This window comes from Pseudomonas sp. DTU_2021_1001937_2_SI_NGA_ILE_001 (assembly GCF_032463525.1).
Classification (GTDB): Bacteria; Pseudomonadota; Gammaproteobacteria; order Pseudomonadales; family Pseudomonadaceae; genus Aquipseudomonas.
In genome coordinates, this window is the sequence record NZ_CP135971.1 from 3841089 (window position 1) to 3868055 (window position 26967).

Genomic DNA, 26967 nt, shown 5'->3' on the forward strand with positions numbered 1-26967 from the left:
CGTACAGGGTGGGCGGCGGACGCTCAGGGCCGCCAGGCAGGGTTTTCGATGAGTACCGCCATGCCTTGCCCGCCGCCCACGCAGGCGGCGGCGATGCCGTAGCGCAGGTTGTCTTCGCGCAGTTGCCGGGCCAGGGTCATGACCAGGCGCAGGCCGCTGGCAGCCAATGGGTGTCCGAGGCCGATGGAGCCGCCGCGAACGTTGAGCCGGTCGAGGTCCAGTTCCAGCTCGCGGGCCACGGCCAGCACCTGGGCGGCCTGGGCTTCGTTGATTTCCAGGCGGTCGATCTGCTCCAGGCGCAGGCCGCTGCGCTGCAACAGCAGGCGAATGGCCGGGGCGGGACCGATGCCCATGTGTTCCGGGGCCACGCCGACCACCGCGCTGCCCAGCAAGTGGGCGAGCACCGGCTGGCCTGCCGTCGAACCTGGGCCGACCAGTGCGGCGGCGGCACCATCGACGACTGCGCAGCTGTTGCCGGCGGTCTGCACCCCGCCTTCGTGTACGGCACGCAGACGCGCCAGGGCGGCGGCGTCGGTGCTGCGGGGGTGGCTGTCCTGGGTGACCGCTTCGACACCGCGTGGCAGGCGGATGCCGCGTGCCTGGTAGCCGTCCAGCTCGAAACGTTCGCTGCCCACCGGCAGGATTTCCCCGGCCAGCCAGCCGCTGGCCTGCGCCGCCAGGCTCGATTGGTGGCTGCGCAAGGCATAGGCGTCCACTTCCTGGCGGCTCAGGCCATACAGCACGGCCAGGCGCTCGGCGGTGGCGATCATGTCGATACCTGGCGCCGGGTCGTACAGCGCTTCCCAGAGGAAATCCTTGAAGTCCACCCCTGCGCCCAGCTTGAAACCGTCGCGATGGGTGTAGGCGGCGATCGGGTTGCGCGACATCGACTCGGCGGCCACGCACAGCGCCAGTTGCGCGCCCTCGCCCACCTGCAGGGCGGCCTGGCGCAGCAGTTCGAAACCGGTGGCACAGATGCGCTGCACGGCCAGCGCCGGCACCTGCAGCGGTACCCCGCTGTACAGGCCGATGTGCCGGGGCAGCATGTAGGCATCGAAGCTGGCCTGGGCCATGGAGCCGGCCAGAACCGAGTCGACCTGCGCAGCAGGCAGCCCGGCGCGCGCCAGCACGCCGCGTCCGGCCTTGATGCCGAGGTCGATGGGCGACACCTGGGCCAGTGCGCCGCCCAGGTCGACCCAGGGCGTGCGCACCGCGTCGTACAGCGCGACGTCGTCGAACCGCGAATACTGGCCGGCGCCGTTCATGCCGGTGCCCCGGCGGCCTTGGCGTCGGCGCGCAGCAGCGCGTCGTGGTCGCCGCGGTACAAGGCATCGACCAGGCTGGCGCGCCATTGCAGCACGGCGCGCTGGTTGATCGAGCCCTTGTCGGTGATCTCGCCGCGGTCGATGGACGGCGGCTCGGCCAGCAGGGCGATCCATTCCAGGCGGCTGGCGTTGCCGCTGGCGTCCTTGTTCAGGCGGTGCAGCCAGGCGGCGAACCAGTGGCGCACCTCGGGGCTGGCCAGCACCTGTTCGTCGCTGGCCTCGCGGCCCAGCCCCGCCAGCTGCCGGCACTCATAAAGGCGTGGGAACACCAGCGCGCCGAGGCATTCGCGGTCGGGTGCGCAGACCACGATGTCCTGCACGTAGGGCGAGCCCTCCAGCACCGCGCGGTTGCGCAGTGGCCCGACGCTGACGAACACCCCCGAAGACAGCTTGAAGTCTTCGGCGATACGCCCATCGAACATCAGCCCCAGCTCGGGCTGCGCCGGGTCGGCGAGCTTCAGCGCGTCACCGGAGCAGTAGTAGCCCTGCTCGTCGAAGGCTTCGGCGGTCTGCTGCGGCGAGCGCCAGTAGCCGGGCATGATGTGCGGGCCGCGAAAGCGCCCTTCCAGCTTGCCGTCCACTGGCACCAGACGCACTTCGCAGCCCGGCGCCGGCAGCCCGACGTAGCCGGCCTGGGACAGCGGGCCGGTGGTGAAGGTGCACGACGGCGAGGCTTCGGTCATGCCCAGCCCGGCCATCATGCGGATACGCTCGCCGCAGTGCTGCTCGGCGATGCGGTCGAGGCGGTCCCAGATGCTTTGCGACAGGCCAGCGGCGGCGAAGAAGAACAGCTTGATGCGGGCGAAGAAGCGCTCGCGCAGCTCGCTGTCCTGCTCCAGGGCGCTGACCAGCTCTTCCCAGCCCTTGGGCACGGTGAGGTAGGCGGTGGGCGAGATTTCCTTGAGGTTGCGCAGGGTCTCGGCGAAGCCCTGCGCGGTGGGCTTGCCGTTGTCCAGGTAGAAGGTGCCGCCGTTGTACAGCACGATGCCCAGGTTATGGCTGCCGCCGAAGGTGTGGTTCCAGGGCAGCCAGTCGACCAGCACCGGCGGCTCTTCGCCGAACACCGGGAAGGTCTGCAACAGCATCTGCTGGTTGGCGCAGAGCATGCGCTGGGTGGTGACCACCGCCTTGGGCAGCTTGGTGGAACCGGAGGTGAACAGGAACTTGGCGATGCTGTCCGGGCCGGTGGCGGCGAACGCGGCTTCGGCCTCGGCGCCACCGGGTTGGGCCAGCAGGCTGGCGAAGTCGATGGCGGGCCGGCCGCTGGCCATGCCGCGCACGCTGATCACCGCAATGTCGGCCGGCAGCACGGCGTCGATGGCTTTCTGGAACGGCGTGACGTCGCTGACGAACACCAGGCCCGGCTGCAGCACGTCACAGACATGGCGCAGCTTGGCGTGGTCCTGGGACAGCAGCGAATAGGCCGGTGACACCGGGCAGTAGGGAATCCCGGCGTACATCGCCCCGAGGGCCATCTGCAGGTGCTCGATGTCGTTGCCCGAGAGCAGCGCCAGCGGGCGTTCGGCGCTCAGGCCGTGAGCCAGCAGGCTCTGGGCGATGGCACGCACGTCGGTGAGCATTTGCGCGTAGCTGATTTCGCGCCAGCCACCCTGTTCATTGCGCGCGGCGATGAAGGTGCGCTGCGGGCACTCGGCGGCCCAGTGCCGCAGGCGGTCGAGCAGCCGCGCCGGGCGTTCGGCCAGCGGTTCCAGGTTACGAATGTGCAGGATACCCTGGCGTTCGCTGACCGCGACGGCGGGGTGCGCGATGGACACGGGGCGGTAGGGCGCCGGGGCGCTTGCAGGTTGGCGGTTCACGTGCGGTTCCTCCATTGAAGCAGGCCGCGCCGCATCGCTCACGGGCGATGGCTGGCGCGCGCCGACTTCTGGCTGTCGCCTTTGTTCTTGTCGGGAGCGGGCGGCCTGTCGCAGCCGCCCGGGCGCTCAGATCGGGTAGTGCCTTGGGCCGTTCTGCAGGGTCACCCAGCGCAACTGGGTGAAGAACTCCACCGAGGCCTTGGCGCCGAAGCTGCCGTAGCCGCTGGACTTCACCCCGCCGAAGGGCATCTGCGCCTCGTCGTGCACGGTCGGGCCGTTGATGTGGCAGATGCCCGATTCGACACGTTGGGCCAGCGCCAGGGCGCGGCTGGTGTCGCGGCTGAAGATCGCCGCCGACAGGCCGAATTCCGAGTCGTTGGCCAGGCGCAGCAGGGCTTCGTCACCGCTGGCGCGCAGCACCACCGCCACCGGGCCGAAGGACTCTTCGCGATACAGACGCATCGAGTCGGTGACCTGGTCGAGCAGGGTCGGCTGGAGGATGCTGCCGCTGCAGGTGCCGCCGCAGACCAGGGTCGCGCCCTGGGTCACGGCATCGTCGATCAGGCCCATGATGCGCTCGCCGGCGCGGGCATCGACCAGCGAGCCGAGCTTGGCGGCCGGGTCGCTCGGGTCACCGGCTGGCAGGGTGGCGATCTTGGCCTTGAGCTTGGCGACGAAGGCATCGGCGACCTTGTCGTCGACGATCAGCCGCTCGGTCGACATGCAGATCTGCCCCTGATTGAAGTAGGCGCCGAAGGCGGCGGCTTCGACGGCGGCATCGAGGTCGGCGTCGTCCAGCACCAGAAACGGCGCCTTGCCGCCCAGCTCCAGCAGCGCCGGCTTGAGGTGGCGCGCCGACAGCTCGCCGACGATGCGCCCGACATGGGTGGAGCCGGTGAAGTTGACGCGGCGTACTGCCGGGTTGGCGATCAGCCGTTCGACGATGGCGGGTGCGTCTTGCGGGGCATTGCTGATGACGTTGACCACGCCATCGCCGAGCCCGGCTTCATGGAGGATCTGGCCGATCAGCCGATGCACCGCCGGGCTCAGCTCGGAAGCTTTCAGCACCACTGTGTTGCCGCAGGCCAGGGGCATGGCGATGGCGCGGGTGGCGAGGATCACCGGGGCGTTCCACGGGGCGATGCCCAGCACCACACCGCACGGCTGGCGCAGGGCCATGGCAAAGCTGCCCGGCACGTCGGAAGGAATCACCTCGCCGTTGATCTGCGTGGTCATTGACGCGGCTTCACGCAGGATCTTCGCCGCCAGCATGACGTTGAAGCCGTACCAGTTGGCCATGGCGCCGGTTTCTCCGGCGGCGGCGATGAAGTGCTCGCTGTTGGCCTGCAGTTGGTCGGCGGCTTTCAGCAGGCGCGTGCGGCGCTCGTTGGGCGCCAGCGCGGCCCAGGCCGGAAACGCAGCCTGGGCGGCGGCCACGGCGGCGTCGGCGTCTTCCAGGGTGGCAGCGGCGACCCGCGACACCACTTCGCCGCTCACCGGGTTGCGGCGCTCGAAAGTCTTACCGTCGCGGGCAGGGCACGACTGCCCGCCGATCAGCAATGGCACGTCCAGCATGATGATTCCTCTTTATTGTCTTTATCGGGAACACCGGTCGATACGGTCGACCCGGGCGAGCGGCACACGGCCCCTCGCCCGCCGGCGCGGTCAGCGCTTGTAGGCTTCCAGGCCTGGCTTGATGCTCTTGTCGTCGAGGAACTGCTTCATACCCTGCTCGCGACCGCCTTCGGTGTCCAGCAGGCGCGACTGGTCGAGCTTGGCGTACAGGTAGTCTTCGTTCTGCTCCCAGGTCAGTTCGCGGCAGCGCTTGAAGCCGTGCTTGGCGGCGCGCAGCACGACCGGGTTCTTTTCCAGCAGGTTGCGCGCCAGCTCGATGGTGGTCTCGCGCAGTTGCGCCAGCGGCACGCTTTCGTTGACCAGGCCCATCTCGGCGGCTTTCTTACCGTCGAAGGTCTTGCCGGTCATGATGTAGTACAGCGACTGGCGATGGCCAACGGTGTCGGCCATGGCCTTGCTGACCAGGTTGCCCGGCGGGATGCCCCAGTTGATTTCCGACAGGCCGAAGGTCGCTTCGTCGGCGCAGATTGCCAGGTCGCAGGCCACCAGCGGACTGAACCCGCCGCCGAAGCACCAGCCATTGACCATGGCGATGGTCGGCTTGGCGTACATGCGCAGCAGTTTCCACTGCCATTGCGAGGCTTCGCGGCGGATCTTCTCCTGAAGGATCTCCGGGCCGGCGTCGGTTTCGCGGAAGTATTCCTTGAGGTCCATGCCGGCGGTCCAGGATTCACCGGCACCGGTCAGCACCAGTACGCCGGCCGCCGGGTCCTGCTCCAGAGTCTCCAGCACGTCGATCATTTCCCGGTTCAGGGTCGGGCTCATGGCGTTGCGTTTTTCCGGGCGGTTGAGGATGACCCAGGCGATGCCTTCCTCGATTTCGACCTTGACGGTGCTCCAGCGGCCTTCGTAATTGCTCATGGTGGATGCTCTCTTGTTCTGTTACGGGGCGTGTTCGGGTGTCGATGGATTGAAATTAGCCGGGCAAAATAGTTATGTCAATTAACTATTAGATTCGTTAACAGGTTTGCGCGTTTCGGATAGTGCGCGCTTGGGTAGATCGTCAGGGTATTGGGTGCTGGCCTTCACGGACCGATCCCGGCAAACTGCATAGCCTTGTTAACTGCCTTTCCAGGATCCTGTCGCATGGCCAAGTCTTCCAGTGCCGCTTCTTCGAGCGCCCTTCCCGCTTCCGACGCCGCCGTGCCGCTGGATGCCGCGCTCGACGATCTGATCGGCTATGCCCTGCGCCGTGCCCAGCTCAAGCTGTTCCAGAACCTCATCGCGCGGCTGGCCGTGCATGACCTGCGCCCGGCGCAGTTCTCCGCGCTGGCGATCATCGAGCAGAACCCTGGCCTGATGCAGGCCGACCTGGCCCGTGCACTGGCCATCGAGCCGCCGCAGGTGGTGCCGTTGCTCAACAAGCTGGAAGAACGCGCCCTGGCCGTGCGGGTGCGCTGCAAGCCAGACAAGCGTTCGTACGGCATTTTCCTCAGCAAGACCGGCGAAACGATGCTCAAGGAAGTGAAGCAGATCGCCGCGCAGAGCGACCTGGACGCCACCGCCGCGCTCGACGATGCTGAGCGCGAGCAGCTGCTCAGGCTGCTGCGCAAGATCTATCAGGACTGAAGTGCCGGCCGCTCAGGCTGGAAGCGGCCGAGCCGACTCACCACAGCGGCAGGCTGTAGGTGGCCAGGAAGCGGGTCTGGTTTTCGTCGCGGAAGGCCGCGCCGGTGGGAAAGTCGTTGCGGTAGATCGCCTTGCGCACCACGAAACCCAGCTGCTTGAGCGGCCCGCTCTGGATCACGTAGCCCAGCTCCATCTGGAATTCCCGTTCCTTGCGGTCGTCGGCGTTCAGCGAGGCGAGTTCGATGTTGTCGCCGCGCACATAACGCAGGCGGCTCTTCAGGCCCGGCACGCCCACAGCGGCGAAGTCGTAATCGTAGATGGCCTGCCAGGTGTGTTCCTTGGCGTTGAGAAAGTCCGAGGCCATGGTCAGTTCGCTCATGCCCATCAGTTCGGTGCCAGACACATAGGGCGTGGCGGTGTCGCCGCTCGAATGCATGTAGCCGAGGCTGACCTTGTGCCCGCCCAGCCGGTAGGCGAACAGCGCCGAGGCGTTGACGTTGTCGACCTTGCCGGCCTTGGCGCTGCCGGCCTCCTCGCTGAAGAAGCTGCGCAGGTCGCTGGTCAGTACGCCGTCGCCCAGCGGCAGGTTATGCAGCAGCGCCAGGGTGCTCTGCCGGTAAAGGTCATCGACCTCGGTGTGGTACACGCGAATGCCCAGGTCCTTGGTGAACTGGTAGTCACCGCCCAGGTAGCTCATGTGCGAGGTGGTCGCCGCGCCGTTGAAGCGTCCGTTCGGTGAGGCAATGGTCATCGACTCGTAGGAGGTCGAGTTGCGCTTGTTGATGCGGTCGATGTAGCCCGCATTGAAGGTCAGGCCGTCGATGTCCTTGGAGGTCAGCGTGGTGCCGCGGAAGGTCTGCGGCAACAGGCGCGACGGGCTGGCGAAGGCGAACGGCAGGAAAATCGACACGTCGCCGGTCTTCACCGTGGTCTGGTTGAAGCGCATCTTGCCGGTCAGCGCCAGGCGCGAATAATCGTCCGGGGCGCGACGGTCACTGGCCGACACCGGCAGCAGTTCGGTGCCGCTGCGGTCCGGCGAAGAATCCAGCTTGACCCCGACCAATGCGCGTGCATCCAGGCCGAAGCCCAGCTTGCCAGGGGTGTAGCCGGATTCGAGGTTGAGAATGAAGGCCTGCGCCCATTCCCGGGCAGCGCGCTTGGCCCCATCATCCTTGTAGTCGCGGTCGAGGTAATAGTTACGCAGGTTAAGCGTACCGTGGCTGTCTTCCAGCAGGCCTTCGGCCTGCAGGCCGCTGCTGCACAAACCCAGCAGCAGCAATGGCGCGGTACGGCGAGCGTGGCGATACAGGCTCGGGCGAGCCCTGCCGAGGGGCGAGAAGGTGTCTGGCATGTCCGTAGTCCACTTATTGTTGTTGTTCGAAAGCGCACGGGATGCGGGCTGTAAGCGGCCCGCAGGGCAAGAATGGAAATGCCGAGTGGTGCCGTCAATGGACAATATCCGATAATCGAACATTAATTTTGTTATCTATTTTTCTCTTTTCAGGATTTTTTGGGTAAGCCCCTGTTTTAAAAGAAATAGTCTGAATTCCTGCCGAGCGCATTCGGGCTGGGCTTTTTAGTTATCTTTGTTAATCTTATTTCCAGGTCGCCTCCAGCCGTGGTTGCAGGCGCCAGCCCGCTCTACAACAAAAACAAGAACGAGGTATCCATGGACAGTTCACTGCGCCGGCCAACGGCGACCATCGTGCTTTGCTTCATCGTTGCACTCATCGAAGGCTTCGACCTGCAGGCCGCCGGCACCGCCGCTGCCGGGCTGCGGCACACCTTCACCCTCGACCCCAAGATGCTCGGCTGGGTATTCAGCGCCGGAATCATCGGTCTGCTGCCAGGTGCCTTCTTCGGCGGCTGGATCGCCGACCGCATTGGCCGCAAGAAGATTCTCATCGCCGCCGTGCTGCTGTTTGGCGTGTTTTCCCTGGCCACCGCCTACGTCGAGGGCTATGCGACCCTGCTGCTGGTGCGCTTCCTTACCGGCCTGGGCCTGGGCGCTGCGCTGCCCAACCTGATCGCCCTGTGTGCCGAGGCGGTCGGTGAACAGCGCCGTGGCACGGCGATCAGCATCATGTATGCCGGTGTACCGCTGGGTGGTGCACTGGCGGCGGTGGTGGCCATGCTGGGCGGTGACCACTGGCAGATGACTTTCATCATCGGTGGCCTGGCGCCGCTGCTGGTGGTGCCGCTGATGCTGGTGCTGCTGCCCGAGTCCACGGTGTTCCGCCAGCAAGCCGATGCCAGCGCACGGGTCTCCACGCCCCAGGCCCTGTTCGGCGAAGGGCGTGCGCGCCTTACCCTGGCGCTGTGGATCAGCTACTTCTTCACCCTGACCGTGATGTACATGCTGCTCAATTGGCTGCCGTCACTGCTCATGGGCCAGGGCTTTACCAAGCCGGAAGCCAGCCTGGTGCAGATGCTGTTCAACATCGGCGGCGCGCTGGGCTCGCTGTTCGGTGGTCTGCTGCTGGACCGCTTCAATGGCGTGAAGGTGGTAATCGGCGTCTACCTGGGGCTGCTGGCGTCGCTGGTAGGCGTCGGCCTGTCGGTCGGCATCGCGCCCATGGCCACCGCCGGTTTCTGTGTCGGGGTGTTCGTCATGGCCGCGCAGTTGGTGCTGTATGCCATGGCGCCGCCTTCCTACCCCACTGCCGTACGCGCGACCGGTGTGGGCGCGGCGGTGGCCATCGGTCGCCTGGGGTCGGTTGCCGGTCCGCTGGCTGCCGGGCAGATTCTCGCTGCTGGCGCCGGCACCAGCGGCGTGTTGCTGGCCACTTCGCCCGGCCTGGTGATCGCTGCGCTGGCGATTCTCATCGTGGTCGCGCGGCCAGGCAGCGCGGCGCGTCCCGGCCTCAAGCCGGCCAGCCGCTGACCTGAACGCACAACGCCCCCGGCAAGCGCTTGCCGGGGGCGTTGTGCATACAGAGCGGTGTTATCAGTGATTGAACTGCGCGGCCAGCTCGCGAAGCATCACTTCGGCATCCAGCACCTTGCGCACCGATTCCTCGGCTTTCTCGCGGGTGATGCCCAGGCGCTCGAACAGCTCGTTGGGAATCGCCTCTACCGGGCCGGAACCGACGCCGTGCTGACGCAGCAACTGCACGGCCAGGAACACCAGGTTGGCATATTCGCAATGCTCACCGGCGTACTGCGGGTCATGCTGGAAGCGCAGCGCGGTGGACAGTTCGTCCGGCATGTCCCAGGCGCGCATCAGCCAGGCGCCGATCTGCTCGCGGCTGATGCCCAGCAGGTGCTGCTCGACATAGCTGTGATGCAGGTGCGGGTTGACTTCCAGTTGCCGGCAGATCAGCGAGAAATGTGGCGGGAACACATGCGCCAGCAGCAGGTAGCCGAAGTTGTGCAGCAGGCCGGCCAGGTAGGTCAGGCCGCCTTCCGGGCGTTTGGCGCGGGGGATGGCACGGGTCAGGCCTTCGATAACGGCGGCGGTGTAGATCGACTGCTGCCAGTACGGGGTGGTCTGCTGTGGATGATCCTTGGGCAGGCTGAGGGTCTTGCCCAGCGCCAGACCGAGGGCCAGGTTGATCACCAGGTCGAAGCCCAGCACACGCACGATGGCGTCTTCCACCGAGCGGATCTTGCCGGTAGAGGCGTAATAAGGTGAGGCGGCCCAGCTGACCACCTGGGCGGCCAGGGCTGGGTCGGTTTCCACCACGCCCGTGATGTCGTCGATGGTGGCGTCCGGGTCGACACGCAGCTTGATGATCTTCTGCGCGGTGCCGGCCAGCGGCGGGATCTCCAGGGTCGCTTCCAGGCGTTGCTGGATGCGCCGTGCGGTGAAGGCGTGCACGGCCTGAGTGATTTCCTCTCGGTCGTCGTGCGGGCGGTCGAAGTTCGGCTGCACCGTGCTGACCAGTTGGCCGAAATGCGCGGCACTGGCCTTGCTGAGCATGCCCTTGAAGTCGTCGCTGGCGATCTCCAGCAGCAGGCCCTGTTCGCCGGAGCCCACCAGCAGCTTGGGCTGCTGCAACAGGCGGTCGTCGTACAGGCACGGCGAGCTGGTCAGGGCCGGCAGGCCGGGCAGGCTTTGCAGGTTGTGCTTGACCAGCATGCGCGACAAGCGCTCGTGGGAAACCGCCTTGAGTTCGCGGCCAGTCAGCTCGGCGATGCGGTTGAGGTCCAGCAACTGGTTCTGCGGGAATAGGATCAGCAGGGCGCCGACGGCGTCCTCGACCAGGACCGCCTGGACCTTGCGCTCGACAGGCAGGGTGACGTCATCCACGACTTCCTGGTAGCTGATGGACAATTTTTCCAACAACTGCCGGATGACGGACGGGGTGTGGAGAGAATCATCGACGTGGGCTACTTCTGTCATGGTCTGTGTCCAATTCCTACATTTTTCGCAGTATAACCAGCTTGTGCAGAATGGGCCTCCCGAGCGTGCAAAAGCGTCGTGTCCGTCACATCAAACCTGGCCGTATTGCTGGCCGTGGCGCAGCCAGCGATCCAGCAACGGGCTGACATGCTGCGGCCAGCGCTCCAGCAGGGCCTGGGCGGCGTCGCGTACGGCCGGCAGCAGGTCGGCGTCGCGCATCAGGTCGGCCACCTTGAACTGCAACAGGCCCGTTTGTCGGGTGCCGAGCATTTCGCCCGGACCACGAATTTCCAGATCCTTTTCGGCGATGACGAAACCGTCGTTGGTTTCGCGCATGATGCCCAGTCGCTGGCGACCGATCTGTGATAGCGGCGGGTGGTAGAGCAGCACGCAATGGCTCACCGCACTGCCCCGCCCGACCCGGCCGCGCAGCTGGTGCAACTGGGCCAGGCCCAGGCGCTCGGGGTTCTCGATGATCATCAGGCTGGCATTGGGCACGTCCACACCGACCTCGATCACCGTGGTCGCCACCAGCAGTTGCAGGCTGCCCTGCTTGAATTCGGCCATGATCGCGGCCTTTTCCGCCGGCTTCATGCGCCCGTGTATCAAGCCGACGCGCAGTTCGCCCAGCGCCATGCTCAGCTCTTCGAAGGAGGTCTCGGCGGCCTTGCAGGTGAGTTCTTCGGATTCTTCGATCAGCGTGCAGACCCAATAGGCCTGGCGCCCCTCGGCGCAAGCGGCGCGCACCCGTTCGATGACCTCCACGCGCCGGCTGTCGGCGACCAGCACGGTGTTCACCGGAGTACGGCCGGGCGGCAGTTCGTCGAGGATCGAGGTGTCGAGGTCGGCATAGGCGCTCATCGCCAGCGTGCGTGGGATGGGCGTGGCGGTCATGATCAACTGGTGCGGGCAGAGCATACCCCCTACCCCCTTGCTGCGCAGGGCCAGGCGTTGCTGCACGCCGAAACGGTGCTGTTCGTCGATGATCACCAGGGCCAGGTTGCTGAACTGCACTTCGTCCTGGAACAGCGCGTGGGTGCCGACCACCATGGGCGCACCGCGGCCGATCTGCTCCAGGGCCGTCGCCCGTGCCTTGCCCTTGAGCTTGCCGGCCAGCCAGGCCACTTCGACGCCCAGCGGCTCCAGCCAACGCTGGAAGTTCAAGTAATGCTGCTCGGCGAGAATCTCGGTGGGTGCCATCAACGCGACCTGGTAGCCAGCCTCGATCGCCTGCAGCGCCGCCAGCGCCGCGACCACGGTCTTGCCGGCACCCACGTCGCCCTGCACCAGGCGCAGCATGGGCTCGGGCTGGCTGAGGTCGTAGGCCACTTCCTTGCCGACCCGCTGCTGGGCACCGGTAGGTGCGAAACCGAGGTTGGCGAGGAATTCGCGTGGCAGGCGGCTGGCCGGTGGCAGAGACGGGGCACGCTGGGCGCGCAGGCTCTCGCGCAGGCGCTGTTGCGACAACTGGTGGGTCAGCAGTTCTTCGAAAGCCAGGCGGTGCTGGGCCCAGTGATGGCCCAGGGCGAGTTCTTCCAGATCGGCGTCGGCGGGTGGGTGATGCAGGTAGCGAATGGCGTCGTCCAGCGGTGCCAGCTCGTAGTCGCGGGCCAGCTCTTCGGGGAGCCAGTCGGGCAGGCTGCGCGGCCCGAGCATCGCCAGGCTCTGCTGGCTGAGCTGGCGCAGGCGTTGCTGGGTCAGGCCTTCGGTGGTCGGGTAGATCGGCGTGAGGGTCTTCTCGACCGGCGGCGCTTCGTCGCCGGTCAGGGCGCGGTACTCGGGGTGGTAGATCTCCAGGCCCGAGGCGCCGGGCCGCGCTTCGCCGAAGCAGCGCAGGTGGGTGCCGCGCTTGAGGCCCTCCTTCTGCGCATTGCTGAAGTGGTAGAAGCGCAGGCTCACCGAGCCGCTGCCGTCATTCAGGCGTACCAGCAGGCTGCGGCGCTTGCCCATCACCACGTCGGCACCGCTGACCACGCCTTCGATCACCGCATCCTGGCCGGGCCGCAGCGCGCCGATGGGCACCACCCGGGTGCGGTCCTGATAACGCAGCGGCAGGTGGAACAACACGTCCTGCAGGGTTTCCAGCCCTACCCTGGCCAGCTTCTCGGCCATGGCTTCGCCGACACCCTTGAGTGCGGTGACCGGGACCTGGGAAAGCTCGCTCATCTCTTGCCTGCCTAGTTGGCTTCTGCCTTGGGTCGCACCACCGAGCACAGCCGTACCGAGTCAGCCAGGATCTCGATGGCCTTGGGCCGTGGGAAGCTGGCACGCCAGGCGATGGCCACGGTACGGAACGGTGCTGGTGCGGTCAGTGGGCGGACTTCGATGACGCCGGGCGCGTAGTGGTGGCTGTGCACCGCCGACAACGGCAGGATCGACACGCCCAGCCCCGAAGCGACCATGTGGCGGATGGTTTCCAGCGAGCTGGATTCCACCGTGGTGTGCTTGGCGCCCTCGCCGCCCTTGTTCAGTGTAGGGCAGGCTTCCAGGACCTGGTCACGGAAGCAGTGGCCCTCGCCGAGCAGCAGCAGGCTCTTGTCGTTCAGCGCCCCGGCCTCGATGCTTTCCTGGCGGGTCCAGGGGTGGCCGGACGGCATCAGCACGTAGAACGGCTCGTCATACAGGGGCAGGGTCAGCACGTCGGCTTCGTTGAATGGCAGGGCGATGATGATCGCGTCCAGTTCGCCGTTGCGCAGTTTGTCACGCAGGATGTGCGTGAAGTTTTCCTCGATGTACAGCGGCATCTGCGGTGCCACGCGATGCAGTTGCGGGATCAGGTGCGGGAACAGGTAAGGGCCGACGGTATAGATGGCACCGACCTTCAGCGGAGCGGTGAGCTGGTTCTTGCCGGCCTGGGCCAGTTCACGGATGCCCTGGGCCTGCTCGAGGACCTTCTGCGCCTGGGCGACGATGCCCTCACCCACCGGGGTAAGGCGCACGGCACTCTTGCTGCGTTCGAAGATGAGTACGCCGAGCTCGTCTTCGAGCTTCTTCACGCCAACCGACAGCGTAGGCTGGCTGACGTGGCACCGTTCGGCCGCATGGCCAAAGTGCTGCTCTTGGGCAAGCGTGACGATATAGCGCAATTCTGTAAGGGTCATAACAGGCGTCCATGTGGTTGCGCCCAGCATAGCGGGTGCAATCAATAGACGCACGTTATCAGAGGTGCCCAGACGTATCAAAAAAGTGATTCTGGTCCCGAGGCCGGCCGGCGGCGTTCGACCAGGCTGCGATCAGGCAGCCCGGGCGATGCGCACCGGCGGATTTCAGCGTTTATCCAGGGAGTAAACGAAGGGTGCGGTGATCTCGATGGTGCCGTTGTTCAAGGCTTCCGCTGGCGGCTTGGGCAGTGGCTGTGCACGGCGTAGCATCTCCAGCGTGGCACGGTCCAGGGACGAGCTTCCCGAGCCGCCGACGATGGAGGACGACAGTACGTTGCCCTGGGCGTCGATCATGAAACGCACACGAGCCGTACCCTGCATGCCGCGGCGGCGGGCATCGTCGGGGTACTTCTTGTACTTGGCCAGATGACTCAACAGCTCGCCTTGCCAGTTCGGCACGGCATTGCTGGGTGGCGCCGGTGGGCTTGGCGGTGCTGCAGGCGCAGCGGGCTTCTCGACCTTGGCCTGTGGCGGCGTGTCCACCGGCTTCTGTTCGACCGGCTTCTCCTTCGGCGGCTCAGGCTTCTTCACCTCGGGCTTTTTCGGCTCGGGTTTGGGCTTGGGCTTTTCCACCTTCTTGGGCACGACGATTTCCGGCTTCGGTGCTTCGGCCACTTCTGGCATCGGCGGCTCTTCCACCGGCGCGGGCGGGGTGGGCGGCTGCACCACCGCTGGCGGCGGGGGTGTCGGCTCAGGCATCGGTGGCAGTTCGATCATCATCGCCTGCGGCGGCAGTTCGATCGCCTGGGAGGCCGGCCAGCGCAGGGCCAGAAGCACTGCGACGGCATGCACGGCCAGCACCAACAACAGGCTGCCGCTGTAGCGCGTCAGTGTTTGGCGCATCGTGGTCATTTTTTCCCTGCCGTCTCTAGGCCCACCAGGCCGACTTTCAGGTAACCGGCGGCGCGCAGGGTGTTCATGACTTCCATCAGGTCGCCGTAGTCCACGCCCTTGTCAGCCTGGAAGAAGATCGTGGTGTCCTTCTTGCCGTGGGTGCGCTGGTCCAGGACCTGGCCGATCTGCTCGCGGGACACCTGGTCGTTGCCCAGGTACAGGTTCTTGTCTTCCTTGACGCTGAGGAAGATCGGCTTTTCCGGCCTGGGCTGTGGTTTGGCCGTAGACGCTGGCAGGTCGACCTTGATGTCCACGGTCGCCAGTGGTGCGGCGACCATGAAGATGATCAGCAGAACCAGCATGACGTCGATGAACGGCGTCACGTTGATTTCATGGTTCTCGGCGAGATCGTCGCCGCCTTCATTGAGATGCAGGCCCACGAGTCAGCCCACCTTGACCATTTGTGGATGGTGCTGGCCGCGCTCACCCTGCTCGGGCAGGTGGTCCAGGTCACGGCTGACCAGCAGCAGGACCTGTGCCGAAGCGTCGGAGACCTGGGCCTTGTAGCCGGCGATGGAACGGGCGAAGACGTTGTAGATGACCACCGCCGGAATGGCCGCGACCAGACCGATGGCAGTGGCCAGCAGGGCTTCGGCGATACCGGGGGCGACCACGGCGAGGTTGGTGGTCTGGGTCTTGGCGATGCCGATGAAGCTGTTCATGATGCCCCACACGGTGCCGAACAGGCCGACGAAGGGCGCGGTGGAGCCGATGGTGGCCAGCACGCCGGTACCGGTGCTCATGGTGCGACCGCAGTTGGCCACCAGGCGCTCGAGGCGGAAGCTGACGCGCTCCTTGATGCCTTCGCGCTCACGGCTGTTGGCCGACAGGCGCATTTCTTCCTGGGCATCGTGGACCAGCAGGTGCGCCAGGGTGCCTTCCTTGCGGTTCTGCTCGGCGGCTTCGTTGAGGGTGCGCGCCTTCTTCAGGCTGGCGATCTCGGTGCGCAGACGACGCTTGGCGCCCAGCAGCTCGAGGCCTTTGGCGATCCAGATGGTCCAGGTGATGATCGAGGCCAGTGCCAGGCCGATCATCACGGCCTTCACCACGATGTCGGCGTTCTGGTACATGCCCCAAGGCGACAGGTCGTGGGCGCTCATGCCCAGGCTGTTCTCGCCGGCCAGCGCGTCTTCATCCGCAGCCTGGTCGCCAGCGGGCGCGGCGGCCGGTGCGCTTGGCGCGGCATTCTGGGGGGCGGGGGCTGGTGCCGTGGCGGCAGCGGGGGTCGCACCGTTGGCGGCTGGTGCGGTCTGATCGGCAAGGGCGACAGGCGCGAGTGTCAGACTCAGCGCCAGTGCAGCTGCCGCGCGCCAGGCGCGAGTCAGGCTGAAAAGCGTGGTTGGCGAGGCGGTTGGAGAAGTGCATGTCATGCGGGCCGGACCTGAAATGTATAGAACATGGTGCGCCGTCACGGAGGACATTGCGCAATGGCTAGAGCAAAGAGCGCAATTATTGCAAATCGTTCTTGTTAACAAAAGTAATACTGTATCTTTTTTTCAAATTATCTCTTGGGGCGGTAAAGTCCCCCCGATGAACGTCGGGTTTTTTCATCTTCTGCATGAGGTAAGAGGCAATGTCCGCACCCACGCTGTTGATCGCCGGTTGTGGCGATATCGGTTCGCGCCTGGCTGCGCAATTGCTACCTCAGGGCTGGGCGGTGCATGGCCTGCGGCGTCAGGTCGCGGCGCTGCCGGCGGGCGTGCGCGGGGTCGCCGCCGACTTGTTCCAGCCACACAGGCCGGTTGCCTGGCCGACCGGCGCTATCGATTACCTGGTTTATTGTGCGACGCCTACCGAGCGTGACGAGGCCGGCTACCGGCAGGCCTACGTACAGGGCCTGCGGCACGTACTGAGTTGGTTGCGCGAGGCTGGCCAGGCGCCGCGCCGGGTGATTTTCGTCTCCAGCAGCAGTGTCTATGCGCAGAGCGAGGGCGAATGGGTCGACGAGACGTCGCCTGCCGAGGCCGAGCGCTTCTCCGGGCAGGTGCTGCTGGACGCGGAAGGCGTCGCCCTTGGCTGCGAATGGCCGGCCAGCGTAGTACGCCTGACCGGTATCTATGGGCCGGGGCGCAACGACCTGTCGAGCAAGGTACGCCAAGGCTATCGCGTGGCGCTCGAGCCGCCGGTGTATGCCAACCGTATCCACGCCGATGATGCGGCCGGCCTGCTGGTGCATCTGCTGCAGGCCGATGCCCGGGGCGTGGTGCTGGAAGATTGCTACCTGGGGGTCGACGACGCGCCCGCGCCGCTGGCCGAGGTGGTGGCCTGGATGCGCGAGTACCTGGGGGTGACGCACTGGTCGGAACAGGAAACCCTGCGCCGTGCCGGCAGCAAGCGCTGCAGCAACGCACGGGCACGGGCGCTGGGGTGGGTGCCGCGCTACCCGGACTATCGTGCCGGGTACGCGGCCTTGCTGGGCTGACGGCCCGTTATTGCTTTTCCAGCCGCCAGCGGCGCTCACCAGGGCGCAGCTGCGGCATCTCGTCGGCTGCCGCCGTGTTGATGGCCTGGAAGATTTCCAGCTGGCGACCCTTGCGCATGAAGATCCATGGCGCGCCCTGTTCGGCACGCTCCAGCCACATGCTGTCGTACTCGCCGCTCATGGCGGCGCAGTCGCCGGCCAGGCACAAGGCATAGCGGTCGTTGTCGCCCAGGCCCTGCAGGCTGCCGTCGGGGTTGAACTGTACGGTGGAACCCTGGCCCGGCCCGTTGGTGATGGTCCACTTGCCGCCCAGGTAGGCGCCGTACAGCGCGCTTTCGAAGCTGCTGCCTGGCGGTGCGTCCGGTGCCGGAGCCGCCTTCGGCTTGACGAAGTGCTGCTCGGGGCCCGACTCGCTGGCTGCCTGGGTCAACTGGCCGGCGGCCACGCTCAGGTCTTCGAAGAAGTTGCCGTAGAACTCGATCCGCAGCTTGCCGTTCTTGCTGTCGATGATCTTGCCTTCGCCCAGCTCGAAGCCATTGGAAAAGGACGCTTCACCGGACTTGCTGTCGACCTGCCATTCCAGATTGGGACCGCGTGACAGCAGGGCTTCGCGCAGGTTGTCGCTCTTCACGGCAGCGTCGATGGCATCCTGGTTGATCCAGACGCCGTCGGGGTTGAGGTCGGTGTGGCTGGCGCAGCCACTGACGAGTGCGGCCAGCAGTGAGAGGGCGAGCGCACGGCGCATCATGGAATCCTTCCTTTGCACGGGGGTGGCGCAGCGCCAAGGCTGCGCCGGGATGGGTTACTCGACGACCAGGATGGCGTCCATTTCGACCTGCGAACCACGCGGCAGGGCAGCCACGCCGATGGCGGCGCGTGCCGGGTAGGGCTGTTCGAAGTACTTACCCATGATCTCGTTGACCTTGGCGAAGTGGCCCAGGTCGGTCAGGAAGATGTTCAGCTTAACGATGTCCTTGAACGAGCCGCCAGCGGCCTCGGCGACCGACTTGAGGTTCTCGAAGACCTGGGTGATCTGGGCTTCGATGCCTTCGACCAGTTCCATGGTCTTGGGATCCAGCGGAATCTGCCCGGACATATAGACGGTGTTGCCCGCCTTGATGGCCTGGGAATAGGTGCCGATGGCCGCAGGGGCCTTGTCGCTGTTGATGACGGTCTTGGTCATGAGAACTCCTGTTGAGGGTGGGCTAGGCGCGCATGCGGGTGATGCGGGTCACACCGGGCAGGGCGCGCAGCTTCTTGATGACTCGGGCCAGGTGTACGCGATCGTGCACGCTGACCACCAGCTGGACCACGCTGATGCGACCATCGCGTTCATCCATGCTGATCTTCTCGATGTTGCCGTCGGCGGCGTTGACGCTGCTGGCCAGCAGGGCGATCAGGCCGCGCTGGTGTTCGAGCTCGACGCGCAACTCGACATTGAATTCGCCGGTAACGTCCTTGGCCCACGACAGTTGCAGGCACTTTTCCGGGTTGTGGCGGATTTCGCTGATGTTGCGGCAGTTTTCCAGGTGCACCACCATGCCTTTGCCCGCCGACAGATGACCGACGATGGGGTCGCCCGGGATCGGCGTGCAGCATTTGGCGTAGCTGAGCACCAGGCCTTCGGTGCCGCGAATCGCCAGTGGGCCTTCGGGGCTGGGCAGCTGTTCGCCTTCGCCCAGCAGGCGGCGAGCGACCACGTAGGCCATGCGGTTGCCCAGGCCGATGTCTTCGAGCAGGTCTTCCAGCACCTCGACGCGGTACTCGGCCAGGGCGGCCTGGACGCGCTCGGGGCTGATCTTGTCGAGGCTGGTCTCGAAGCCGTTGAGTACCTTGTTGAGCAGGCGCTCGCCGAGGTTGATCGACTCGGAGCGGCGTTGCAGCTTCAGTGCATGGCGAATGTGCGTGCGCGCCTTGCCGGTGACCACGAAGTTCAGCCAGGCCGGGTTCGGTCGCGCGCCGGGGGCGCTGACGATCTCGACCGTCGAGCCACTCTGCAACGGCTCGGAGAGCGGTGCCAGGCGACGGTTGATGCGGCAGGCGATGCAGCTGTTGCCGACGTCAGTGTGAACGGCATAGGCGAAGTCCACGGCCGTGGAGCCCTTGGGCAGCTCCATGATCCGGCCCTTGGGGGTGAACACGTAGACTTCGTCGGGAAACAGGTCGATCTTGACGCTTTCGATGAACTCCAGGGAGTTGCCGGCGCGCTGCTGCATTTCCAGTACGCCCTTGACCCACTGGCGAGCCCGCGCGTGCGAGCCCTTGGGTTGGTCGTCGTCACTGGACTTGTACAGCCAGTGGGCGGCGATGCCGTTGTTGGCCATCTCTTCCATCTCGCGGGTGCGGATCTGGATCTCGATGGGCACGCCATGCATGCCGAACAGCGTGGTGTGCAGCGACTGGTAGCCGTTGGCCTTGGGGATCGCGATGTAGTCCTTGAAGCGGCCCGGCAAGGGTTTGTACAGGTTGTGTACGGCGCCCAGTACGCGATAGCAGGTGTCAACCTTGTCGACCACGATACGGAACGCGTAGACGTCCATGATCTCGTTGAAGGCGCGACGCTTGCCGCGCATCTTCTTGTAGATGCCGTACAGGTGCTTCTGGCGCCCGCTGACCTCGCCTTCGATGCCGTCGACCGCCAGGCAGTGGCTCAGCGATTCCTCGATCTTGTTGACCAGTTCCTTGCGGTTGCCGCGGGCCCGTTTGACCGCCTGGCCGATGCGCGTCGAGCGCATGGGGTACATGGCCTTGAAGCCGAGGTCTTCGAACTCGATGCGTACGCTGTGCATGCCCAGCCGGTTGGCGATGGGGGCGTAGATCTCCAGGGTTTCCTTGGCGATGCGCCGGCGTTTTTCACCGGAGAGGACTTCCAGGGTGCGCATGTTGTGCAGGCGGTCAGCCAGCTTGACCAGGATGACGCGGATGTCCCGGGCCATGGCCATGGCCATCTTCTGGAAGTTCTCGGCCTGCGCCTCGGCCTTGGTCTCGAAGTTCATCTGGGTCAGCTTGCTGACCCCGTCGACCAGTTCCGCGACGGTTTCGCCGAACTGCGAACTGAGCGCTTCCTTGGCGATGCCGGTGTCCTCGATGACGTCATGCAGCATCGCGGCCATCAGGCTCTGATGGTCCATGTGCATGTCGGCGAGGATGTTGGCGACCGCCAGGGGATGGGTGACGTAGGCTTCGCCGCTGCGGCGGCGCTGACCGTCGTGCGCCTGTTCGGCGTAGAAATAGGCGCGGCGGACCAGGTTCACCTGGTCCTTGCTGAGGTAGGCCGAAAGGCGATCGGCGAGGACGTCTATGCTCGGCAAGGCGTTACCCCCTGCCGATGGCCTGTGTCCTGCGCCGCACCACGTCGACCCGGCATAGGCTTATACGGCCTCGCTGGACTCGTCCTCGAAGGCAGCGAACAGCGGCTCGTCTTCGACGATCTCGGCTTCAGCGATGACAGCGTTGTCCACCAGGCCGGCGGCGATTTCACGCAGGGCGACGACGGTGGGCTTGTCGTTTTCCCAAGCAACCTTGGGCTCTTTGCCGCCTGTGGCGAGCTGACGCGAACGCTTGGTGGCGAGCATGACCAGCTCGAAGCGGTTATCGACGTTTTCCAGGCAGTCTTCAACAGTCACGCGGGCCATGGTATTCCTCGTAGCAAATGCGTATGCGCGGTGCCCGGACGGGCGAGCGGACTTGGTAGTGTACAAGTGCGGAGTGACAGGCTTCAAGCGGCACGCTCAAAGCCACATACCCCGACGTGTCGGATTCAGCCCAGCAACTGCGCCAGCAAGGCCTGGTGGCGGCGCTGCTGATGCGCCTGGGTCAGGCGGTTGGCGCGGAAAATCGCCTTCAGGTCGTCGAGTGCCACGTCGAAGTCGTCGTTGACCACGATGTAGTCGTACGCGCCGTAGTGGCTCATTTCGCTGACCGCCTCGCGCATCCGTCCTTCGATGATCTCGTCGCTGTCCTGGCCGCGGCCGTTGAGGCGTTGGCGCAGGGCTTCCTGGCTGGGTGGCAGGATGAAGATCGACAGGGCGTCGGGCATCAGGTTGCGCACCTGCTCGGCGCCCTGCCAGTCGATCTCCAGGATCAGGTCATAGCCGGCATCGAGCACTTCCTGAAGGCTGCTCTGCGAGGTGCCGTAGAGGTTGCCGAAAACCTCGGCCTGCTCCAGGAAATCCCCTTGTTCGATCATGCGCAGGAATTCGGCGCGCTCGACGAAGTGGTAGTTCACGCCGTTGACTTCGCCAGGGCGCATGGCCCGGGTGGTATGCGATACCGAGACGCGGATCTGCCGGTCGGCGTCGATCAGCGCCGTGACGAGGCTGGTCTTGCCCGCGCCGGACGGGGCGGAAACGATATACAGGGTGCCGGTACTCTGGGTCATGTTGTTCAAGCCTTACTCAATGTTCTGCACTTGTTCGCGCATTTGTTCGATCAGCACCTTGAGGTTGACCGCCGCCTGCGTACTGCGCGGGTCGAAAGCCTTGGAGCCGAGCGTATTGGCCTCGCGGTTGAGTTCCTGCATCAGGAAGTCCAGGCGTCGCCCGGCCTGGCCGCCAGCCTTGAGCACGCGGCGCACCTCGGTGACGTGGGTGGTCAGGCGGTCGAGTTCCTCGGCGACGTCGCTCTTCTGCGCCAGCAGGACCATTTCCTGTTCCAGGCGCTGCGGGTCCAGCTCGGTCTTCATGTCGGCGAAGCGGTCGAGGATCTTCTGGCGTTGCGTGGCCAGCATCTGAGGCACCAGGGCACGCAACGTGTTCACTTCCTGGGTGATGGATTCCAGACGCTCTTCGAGCAGGGCGACCAGGCCGGCACCTTCTCGGGCGCGGCCTTTCTTCAGTTCCCCCAAGGCCTGGTTGAACAGGGCCAGAGCGGCGCTGTTCAGGGCCTGCGGGTCGGCGGCATCGGCCACCAGCACGCCCGGCCAGGCGAGGACTTCCAGCGGGTTCAAGGGGGCTGGCTGCTGGATCAGCGCCGCGACCTGCTCGGCGGCGGCCACCAGCTGTGCGGCGCGCTCGCGGTCGACCTGCAAGGGCTTGCCGGCATTCTCCTCGATGAAGCGCAGGGTGCACTCCACCTTGCCGCGCGACAGCCCCTGGCGCAGGGCTTCGCGCACGGCGCCTTCGAGATCGCGGAAGGCCTCGGGCAGGCGCAGGTGCGGTTCGAGGTAGCGATGGTTGACCGAGCGCAGTTCCCAGCTCAGGGTGCCCTGGGCGTCGGCCCGTTCGGTCCGGGCGAAGGCTGTCATGCTGTGCACCATGGGGTGTACCTCTTGAGTCGTGCCGGGCGCGGGGCAGGCCAGGCGCGCGGCGATCGTGGAAGCCGACAGGCTGCAAAGGCGCAGGATTGTAACGCAGAGCGAGGCTGGCCCCAATCTGCCGACGCAGGCAAGTGATGTCCGGTTGCCAGAGGGCGGGCAATGCGCACCGCTTGGACTTTAGGTGTCCCGCAGGGCGATGCAGCCCGTATAATGGCCGGCAGTTTTCCGTCCCTGTACAGGTATTGCCAGATGAAACGTCCAAGTGGCCGCGCTGCCGACCAGCTGCGCCCGATCCGTATCACCCGCAACTACACCAAACACGCCGAGGGCTCCGTGCTGGTCGAGTTCGGTGACACCAAGGTCATCTGCACCGTCAGCGTCGAGAACGGCGTGCCGCGCTTCCTCAAGGGGCAGGGGCAGGGCTGGCTGACCGCCGAGTACGGCATGCTGCCGCGTTCCACCGGCGAGCGTAACCAGCGTGAGGCCAGCCGCGGCAAGCAGGGTGGCCGCACCCTGGAAATCCAGCGCCTGATCGGCCGTTCGCTGCGCGCCGCGCTGGACATGACCAAGCTGGGCGACATCACCCTGTACGTCGACTGCGACGTGATTCAGGCCGACGGCGGCACCCGTACCGCGTCCATCACCGGTTCCATGGTCGCGCTGATCGACGCCCTGAAACTGATCAAGAAGCGTGGCGGCCTGAAGGCGGGCGATCCGCTCAAGCAGATGATCGGTGCCGTCTCCGTGGGCATCTACCAGGGCGAGCCGGTCCTGGACCTGGATTATCTGGAAGATTCCGCTGCCGAGACCGACCTGAACGTGGTCATGACCAGCGCGGGTGGCTTCATCGAAGTGCAGGGCACTGCCGAGGGGGCGCCGTTCCAGCCTGAAGAGCTCAATGCGATGCTCGAGCTGGCGCGCAAGGGCATGGCGGAAATCTTCGAACTGCAGCGCGCTGCGCTGGCCGACTGACCGACAGGAGTCGCCCGATGACCGATTTTTCGACCTCGTTGAACAAGCCCGACCCGCAGTCGCGCCAGTGGGCCATGTTCTGTCATCTGGCGGCGTTCGCCGGGCTGTTCGTCCCGTTCGGCAACTTGATCGGGCCGCTGATTCTCTGGCAGTTGAAGAAGGAGTCCGACCCCTTCGTGGACGCTCAGGGCAAGGAGGCGCTGAACTTCCAGATCACCGTCAGCATCGCGGCGGTCATCTGCTTCATGCTGGTGTTCGTCGTCATCGGCATCCCGCTGCTGATGCTGATCGGCATTGGCGCGCTGGTGCTGATCATCATCGCGGCGGTCAAGGCCAGCGACGGTCTGGATTATCGCTATCCGTTCACCTGGAGGCCGCTGAAGTAGGGCGCCGGGCGGGCAGTAAAAAGCCGACGCAAGTCGGCTTTTTCGCGTCTGGAGGGCTGCCCGATCAGATGGTCAGGGTCCAGTCGTAGTCCACCAGCAGTGGCGCATGTTGGGAGAAGCGCGGCTGGCGCGGCAGGCGCGCGCTACGCACGAAGCGACGCAGGCCTGGGGTGAGGATCTGGTAGTCGAAGCGCCAGCCCAGGTTGAGCATCTCGGCCTGTTCGCTGTCTGGCCACCAGCTGTACTGGTCGCCTTCGCGGTTCACTTCACGCAGGGCATCCACATAACCCATGTTGCCGATGATCTCGTCCATCCAGGCGCGCTCCGGCGCCAGGAAGCCAGGCGACTGCTGGCTGTCGCGCCAGTTCTTGATGTCGAGCTTCTGCTGTGCCACGTACAGCGAACCGCAGTAGATGTACTCGCGGCGCTTGCGGCGCTGCTTGTCCAGGTAGCGGGCGAAGTCGTCCATGAGCTTGAACTTCTGGTTCAGGTCCTCGTCGCCGTTCATGCCCGAAGGCAGCAGCAGGGTGGCAATACTGACTTTGTCGAAGTCTGCCTGCAGGTAACGCCCGTAGCGGTCGACCGTCTCGAAACCGAGACCGCTGATGACCGCCTTTGGCTGCAACCGCGAGTAAAGCGCCACGCCGCCCTGGGCTGGCACTTCGGCTTCGCACGCATACAGGAAGTAACCATCCAGCTGGTAGGCTGGATCATCCAGTTCGAAGGCGGAGGCGCGGGTGTCCTGAAGGCAGATGACGTCGGCATTCTGGGCTTGCAGCCAGCTGAGCAAACCACGCTCGACCGCAGCCTGAATGCCATTTACGTTCACACTGATGATCCGCATAAATGGCCCCAAAAATCACGTGCGTGTATGATACCCGAGGTCTAATCAATTAGCTAAATCCGTGCTTTCAGGGCTTTTTTCATGCAAGCGTACCAACGCGATTTCATTCGTTTTGCCATCGATCGCGGCGTGCTGCGCTTCGGTGAGTTCACTCTCAAGTCCGGACGTACCAGTCCCTACTTCTTCAATGCCGGCCTGTTCAACAGCGGTGCGGCACTCGCCCAGCTGGGTCGCTTCTACGCGTCGGCCATCGTCGACAGCGGCATTTCCTTCGACGTGCTGTTCGGTCCCGCCTACAAAGGCATTCCCCTGGCGGCGGCCACCGCCGTCTCGCTGGCCGAGCATCACGGCCTCGACCTGCCCTGGTGCTTCAACCGCAAGGAAGCCAAGGATCACGGCGAGGGCGGCAGCCTGGTCGGCGCCCCGCTGACCGGCAACGTGCTGATCATCGACGACGTGATCACCGCCGGCACGGCCATTCGTGAAGTCATGCAGATCATCCAGGCCCAGAGCGCCAAGGCCGCCGGCGTGCTGATCGCCATGAACCGCCAGGAGCGTGGCAATGGCGAGCTGTCGGCGATCCAGGAAGTCGAACGCGACTTCGGTATCCCGGTGGTGAGCATCGTTTCGCTGAACCAGGTGCTGGAATACCTGGCCGACGACGCGCAGCTCAAGCAGCACCTGCCAGCGGTGGAAGCCTACCGGGCGCAGTACGGAGTCTGACCGTACCCATGGCCGATCTGACCCCGCTTGGCCGCTGGCTGGCCCTGGGCCTTTGCCTGATCCTGGCGCCGCTGCCGGCCTGGGCCGAAGAGCAGCCCGAGGGTCTGCTGTATCGCTATGTCGACAGCCGTGGGGTGACGGTGATGGACCGCCAGGGCGTGCCGCCTGAATACGTTGGCCAGGGCTACCAGGTGCTCAACGCCCAGGGGCGCGTGGTCAAGGTGGTGCCGCCGGCGCCGACCGCCGAAGAGATCCGCGAGGCTCAGCAGGCCGAGGCGCAGGCCAACGCCGATGCGCAGTTTCTGCAGCAGTATCGCAGCGTGGCGGACGTGGATCGTGCTCGAACCCGTCGCCTGGCCGAGCTGGATGCCCTGATCGGCGTGGCCCAGGGCAATCTCCAGGGGCTGTCGGCACAGCAGGTCAGCCTGCAGGGGCAGGCGGCCGATCAGGAACGCGCCGGTCGGCCCGTGCCGCAATCGCTCATCGACCAGATGCACGATCTGCGTGAGCAGCAGCAGGCGCTGAACGAACAGATCCAGCGCTACCAGGACGTGCGCCGGCAAACGGAGATCGAGTTTGCCGGCTATCGTGCGCGGGTGCAGCGGCTGGTCCCTTGAGTCGAGCGCTGGAGGCATGAAAAAGGCCCTGTCGGAAACCGGCAGGGCCTTTTTCATTGCATTCGAATCAGTGACGCTTGCGGTTGGTGATCAGCGTACCGACGCCGCTGTCGGTGAAGATCTCCAGCAGTACGGCGTTGGGGACCCGGCCGTCGATGATGTGCGAACTGTGCACGCCACCCTGGACCGCTTCCAGCGCGCAACGGATCTTCGGCAGCATGCCGCCGTAGATGGTGCCATCGGCGATCAGGCCGTCGACCTGTTCGGTGGTCAGGCCGGTCAGCACTTCGCCCTGCTTGTCCATCAGGCCGGCGATGTTGGTCAACAGCATCAGCTTCTCGGCCTTGAGGGCCTCGGCGACCTTGCCGGCGACCAGGTCGGCGTTGATGTTGTAGGACTCGCCATCCGGACCCACGCCGATAGGCGCGATCACCGGGATGAAGTCGCCCTTGACCAGCATGTTCAGCAGCTCGGTGTTGACGCCCACCACCTCGCCCACATGACCGATGTCGATGATCTCGGCCTTGGTCATTTCCGGGGTCTGGCGGGTGACGGTGAGCTTCTTCGCACGGATCAGCTCGGCGTCCTTGCCGGTCAGGCCGATGGCGCTGCCGCCATGGCGGTTGATCAGGTTGACGATGTCCTTGTTGACCTGGCCGCCCAGGACCATTTCCACCACGTCCATGGTCTGCGAGTCGGTGACCCGCATGCCGTCGATGAAGTGGCTTTCGATGGACAGACGCTTGAGCAGGTCGCCGATCTGCGGACCGCCACCGTGAACGACCACCGGGTTGATACCGACCGCTTTCATCAGCACGATGTCGCGAGCGAAGCCGGTTTTCAGCTCTTCACTCTCCATGGCGTTGCCGCCGTACTTGATTACCAGGGTCTTGCCTACGAAACGACGGATGTAAGGCAGTGCTTCGGACAGTACCTTGGCGACGTTAGAGGCGGCATCACGATCGAGGGTCATTCAGGGCTCCAGTCAAAGATCAAAACA

The 26967-nt window shown here is 65.3% G+C and carries 26 protein-coding genes; 7 read left to right on the forward strand and 19 right to left on the reverse strand.

The window, feature by feature from the left end:
* Window positions 1-23: 23 nt before the first annotated feature.
* The 4 genes from RRX38_RS16585 to RRX38_RS16600 all read right to left on the reverse strand — a co-directional run bounded on the left by RRX38_RS16585 (window position 24) and on the right by RRX38_RS16600 (window position 5638).
* On the reverse strand, window positions 24-1265 hold the full coding sequence (locus RRX38_RS16585) for a thiolase family protein (protein ID WP_315959957.1): 1242 nt from the start codon (window positions 1263-1265) through the stop codon (window positions 24-26).
* Entirely contained in the window at window positions 1262-3142 is a 1881-nt protein-coding gene (locus tag RRX38_RS16590) for a feruloyl-CoA synthase (RefSeq protein ID WP_315959958.1), read from the reverse strand. Before RRX38_RS16590 ends, RRX38_RS16585 begins: the two co-directional genes overlap by 4 nt.
* 126 nt (window positions 3143-3268) lie before the next feature.
* Window positions 3269-4717: an aldehyde dehydrogenase gene (locus RRX38_RS16595; RefSeq protein ID WP_315959959.1), complete on the reverse strand. Its 1449-nt coding sequence runs from the start codon at window positions 4715-4717 to the stop codon at window positions 3269-3271.
* A 90-nt stretch (window positions 4718-4807) separates the two neighbouring features.
* Window positions 4808-5638 (reverse strand): p-hydroxycinnamoyl CoA hydratase/lyase, encoded by an 831-nt coding sequence (locus RRX38_RS16600; RefSeq protein ID WP_315959960.1) that lies wholly within the window; start codon window positions 5636-5638, stop codon window positions 4808-4810.
* Window positions 5639-5863: 225 nt separating this feature from the next.
* Here RRX38_RS16600 and RRX38_RS16605 point away from each other — a divergent pair, with 225 nt between their 5' ends.
* A complete protein-coding gene (locus tag RRX38_RS16605) occupies window positions 5864-6346 on the forward strand; it encodes a MarR family winged helix-turn-helix transcriptional regulator (RefSeq protein WP_315959961.1) in 483 nt (160 codons plus the stop codon).
* Between the two features lie 37 nt (window positions 6347-6383).
* On the opposite strand, the gene RRX38_RS16610 is transcribed toward RRX38_RS16605, so the two are convergent.
* The gene (locus RRX38_RS16610) at window positions 6384-7697 is read right to left on the reverse strand and encodes an OprD family porin (protein ID WP_315959962.1); all 1314 of its coding nucleotides are present in this window, start codon (window positions 7695-7697) and stop codon (window positions 6384-6386) included.
* Between the two features lie 318 nt (window positions 7698-8015).
* Here RRX38_RS16610 and mhpT point away from each other — a divergent pair, with 318 nt between their 5' ends.
* Window positions 8016-9230 carry a 3-(3-hydroxy-phenyl)propionate transporter MhpT gene (mhpT, locus tag RRX38_RS16615; protein ID WP_410524833.1) on the forward strand — a complete coding sequence of 405 codons (1215 nt, stop codon included), beginning with the start codon at window positions 8016-8018 and terminating at the stop codon, window positions 9228-9230.
* Window positions 9231-9293: 63 nt separating this feature from the next.
* On the opposite strand, the gene RRX38_RS16620 is transcribed toward mhpT, so the two are convergent.
* The 6 genes from RRX38_RS16620 to exbB all read right to left on the reverse strand — a co-directional run bounded on the left by RRX38_RS16620 (window position 9294) and on the right by exbB (window position 16116).
* The gene (locus tag RRX38_RS16620) at window positions 9294-10691 is read right to left on the reverse strand and encodes an aminoacyl-tRNA deacylase and HDOD domain-containing protein (RefSeq protein ID WP_315959964.1); all 1398 of its coding nucleotides are present in this window, start codon (window positions 10689-10691) and stop codon (window positions 9294-9296) included.
* A 90-nt stretch (window positions 10692-10781) separates the two neighbouring features.
* Window positions 10782-12857 carry an ATP-dependent DNA helicase RecG gene (recG, locus tag RRX38_RS16625; RefSeq protein WP_315959965.1) on the reverse strand — a complete coding sequence of 692 codons (2076 nt, stop codon included), beginning with the start codon at window positions 12855-12857 and terminating at the stop codon, window positions 10782-10784.
* Between the two features lie 11 nt (window positions 12858-12868).
* Entirely contained in the window at window positions 12869-13792 is a 924-nt protein-coding gene (locus RRX38_RS16630; RefSeq protein ID WP_295472431.1) for a hydrogen peroxide-inducible genes activator, read from the reverse strand.
* Window positions 13793-13957: 165 nt separating this feature from the next.
* Window positions 13958-14704, reverse strand: coding sequence for a TonB family protein (locus RRX38_RS16635; RefSeq protein ID WP_315959966.1), 747 nt, complete (start codon window positions 14702-14704; stop codon window positions 13958-13960).
* On the reverse strand, window positions 14701-15126 hold the full coding sequence (exbD, locus tag RRX38_RS16640) for a TonB system transport protein ExbD (RefSeq protein ID WP_295472435.1): 426 nt from the start codon (window positions 15124-15126) through the stop codon (window positions 14701-14703). Before exbD ends, RRX38_RS16635 begins: the two co-directional genes overlap by 4 nt.
* A 3-nt stretch (window positions 15127-15129) precedes the next feature.
* Window positions 15130-16116, reverse strand: a complete 987-nt coding sequence (gene exbB / locus RRX38_RS16645; RefSeq protein ID WP_315959967.1) for a tonB-system energizer ExbB — start codon at window positions 16114-16116, stop codon at window positions 15130-15132.
* A 203-nt stretch (window positions 16117-16319) separates the two neighbouring features.
* Between exbB and RRX38_RS16650 the strand changes: the two genes are divergently transcribed.
* Entirely contained in the window at window positions 16320-17168 is an 849-nt protein-coding gene (locus tag RRX38_RS16650; protein WP_315959968.1) for an NAD-dependent epimerase/dehydratase family protein, read from the forward strand.
* Window positions 17169-17175: 7 nt separating this feature from the next.
* Here the strand turns inward: RRX38_RS16650 and RRX38_RS16655 are convergent, their stop codons facing one another.
* The 6 genes from RRX38_RS16655 to RRX38_RS16680 all read right to left on the reverse strand — a co-directional run bounded on the left by RRX38_RS16655 (window position 17176) and on the right by RRX38_RS16680 (window position 22425).
* Window positions 17176-17913: a hypothetical protein gene (locus RRX38_RS16655; RefSeq protein ID WP_295472449.1), complete on the reverse strand. Its 738-nt coding sequence runs from the start codon at window positions 17911-17913 to the stop codon at window positions 17176-17178.
* A 57-nt stretch (window positions 17914-17970) separates the two neighbouring features.
* On the reverse strand, window positions 17971-18351 hold the full coding sequence (locus RRX38_RS16660; RefSeq protein WP_315959969.1) for a RidA family protein: 381 nt from the start codon (window positions 18349-18351) through the stop codon (window positions 17971-17973).
* 22 nt (window positions 18352-18373) lie between these two features.
* Window positions 18374-20479: a bifunctional GTP diphosphokinase/guanosine-3',5'-bis pyrophosphate 3'-pyrophosphohydrolase gene (spoT, locus tag RRX38_RS16665; protein WP_295470482.1), complete on the reverse strand. Its 2106-nt coding sequence runs from the start codon at window positions 20477-20479 to the stop codon at window positions 18374-18376.
* Window positions 20480-20539: 60 nt separating this feature from the next.
* Window positions 20540-20803 carry a DNA-directed RNA polymerase subunit omega gene (gene rpoZ, locus RRX38_RS16670; protein WP_295470481.1) on the reverse strand — a complete coding sequence of 88 codons (264 nt, stop codon included), beginning with the start codon at window positions 20801-20803 and terminating at the stop codon, window positions 20540-20542.
* Window positions 20804-20928: 125 nt separating this feature from the next.
* Entirely contained in the window at window positions 20929-21549 is a 621-nt protein-coding gene (gmk, locus tag RRX38_RS16675) for a guanylate kinase (protein WP_295470479.1), read from the reverse strand.
* A gap of 12 nt (window positions 21550-21561) precedes the next feature.
* Window positions 21562-22425: a YicC/YloC family endoribonuclease gene (locus RRX38_RS16680; RefSeq protein WP_315959970.1), complete on the reverse strand. Its 864-nt coding sequence runs from the start codon at window positions 22423-22425 to the stop codon at window positions 21562-21564.
* Window positions 22426-22674: 249 nt separating this feature from the next.
* Between RRX38_RS16680 and rph the strand changes: the two genes are divergently transcribed.
* Window positions 22675-23397 carry a ribonuclease PH gene (gene rph, locus RRX38_RS16685; protein ID WP_295470476.1) on the forward strand — a complete coding sequence of 241 codons (723 nt, stop codon included), beginning with the start codon at window positions 22675-22677 and terminating at the stop codon, window positions 23395-23397.
* A 17-nt stretch (window positions 23398-23414) separates the two neighbouring features.
* On the forward strand, window positions 23415-23783 hold the full coding sequence (locus RRX38_RS16690) for a DUF4870 domain-containing protein (RefSeq protein WP_315959971.1): 369 nt from the start codon (window positions 23415-23417) through the stop codon (window positions 23781-23783).
* A 64-nt stretch (window positions 23784-23847) separates the two neighbouring features.
* Here RRX38_RS16690 and RRX38_RS16695 read toward each other — a convergent pair whose 3' ends face one another.
* Complete coding sequence (locus RRX38_RS16695; RefSeq protein ID WP_295470472.1) at window positions 23848-24627, reverse strand: exodeoxyribonuclease III; 780 nt, start codon at window positions 24625-24627, stop codon at window positions 23848-23850.
* Window positions 24628-24708: 81 nt separating this feature from the next.
* Here RRX38_RS16695 and pyrE point away from each other — a divergent pair, with 81 nt between their 5' ends.
* Both pyrE and RRX38_RS16705 read left to right on the forward strand, forming a co-directional pair.
* Window positions 24709-25350, forward strand: a complete 642-nt coding sequence (pyrE, locus tag RRX38_RS16700; protein ID WP_315959972.1) for an orotate phosphoribosyltransferase — start codon at window positions 24709-24711, stop codon at window positions 25348-25350.
* A gap of 8 nt (window positions 25351-25358) precedes the next feature.
* Window positions 25359-25967 carry a DUF4124 domain-containing protein gene (locus tag RRX38_RS16705; RefSeq protein ID WP_315959973.1) on the forward strand — a complete coding sequence of 203 codons (609 nt, stop codon included), beginning with the start codon at window positions 25359-25361 and terminating at the stop codon, window positions 25965-25967.
* A gap of 67 nt (window positions 25968-26034) precedes the next feature.
* Here RRX38_RS16705 and argB read toward each other — a convergent pair whose 3' ends face one another.
* Entirely contained in the window at window positions 26035-26940 is a 906-nt protein-coding gene (gene argB, locus RRX38_RS16710) for an acetylglutamate kinase (protein WP_315959974.1), read from the reverse strand.
* Window positions 26941-26967 lie beyond the last annotated feature (27 nt).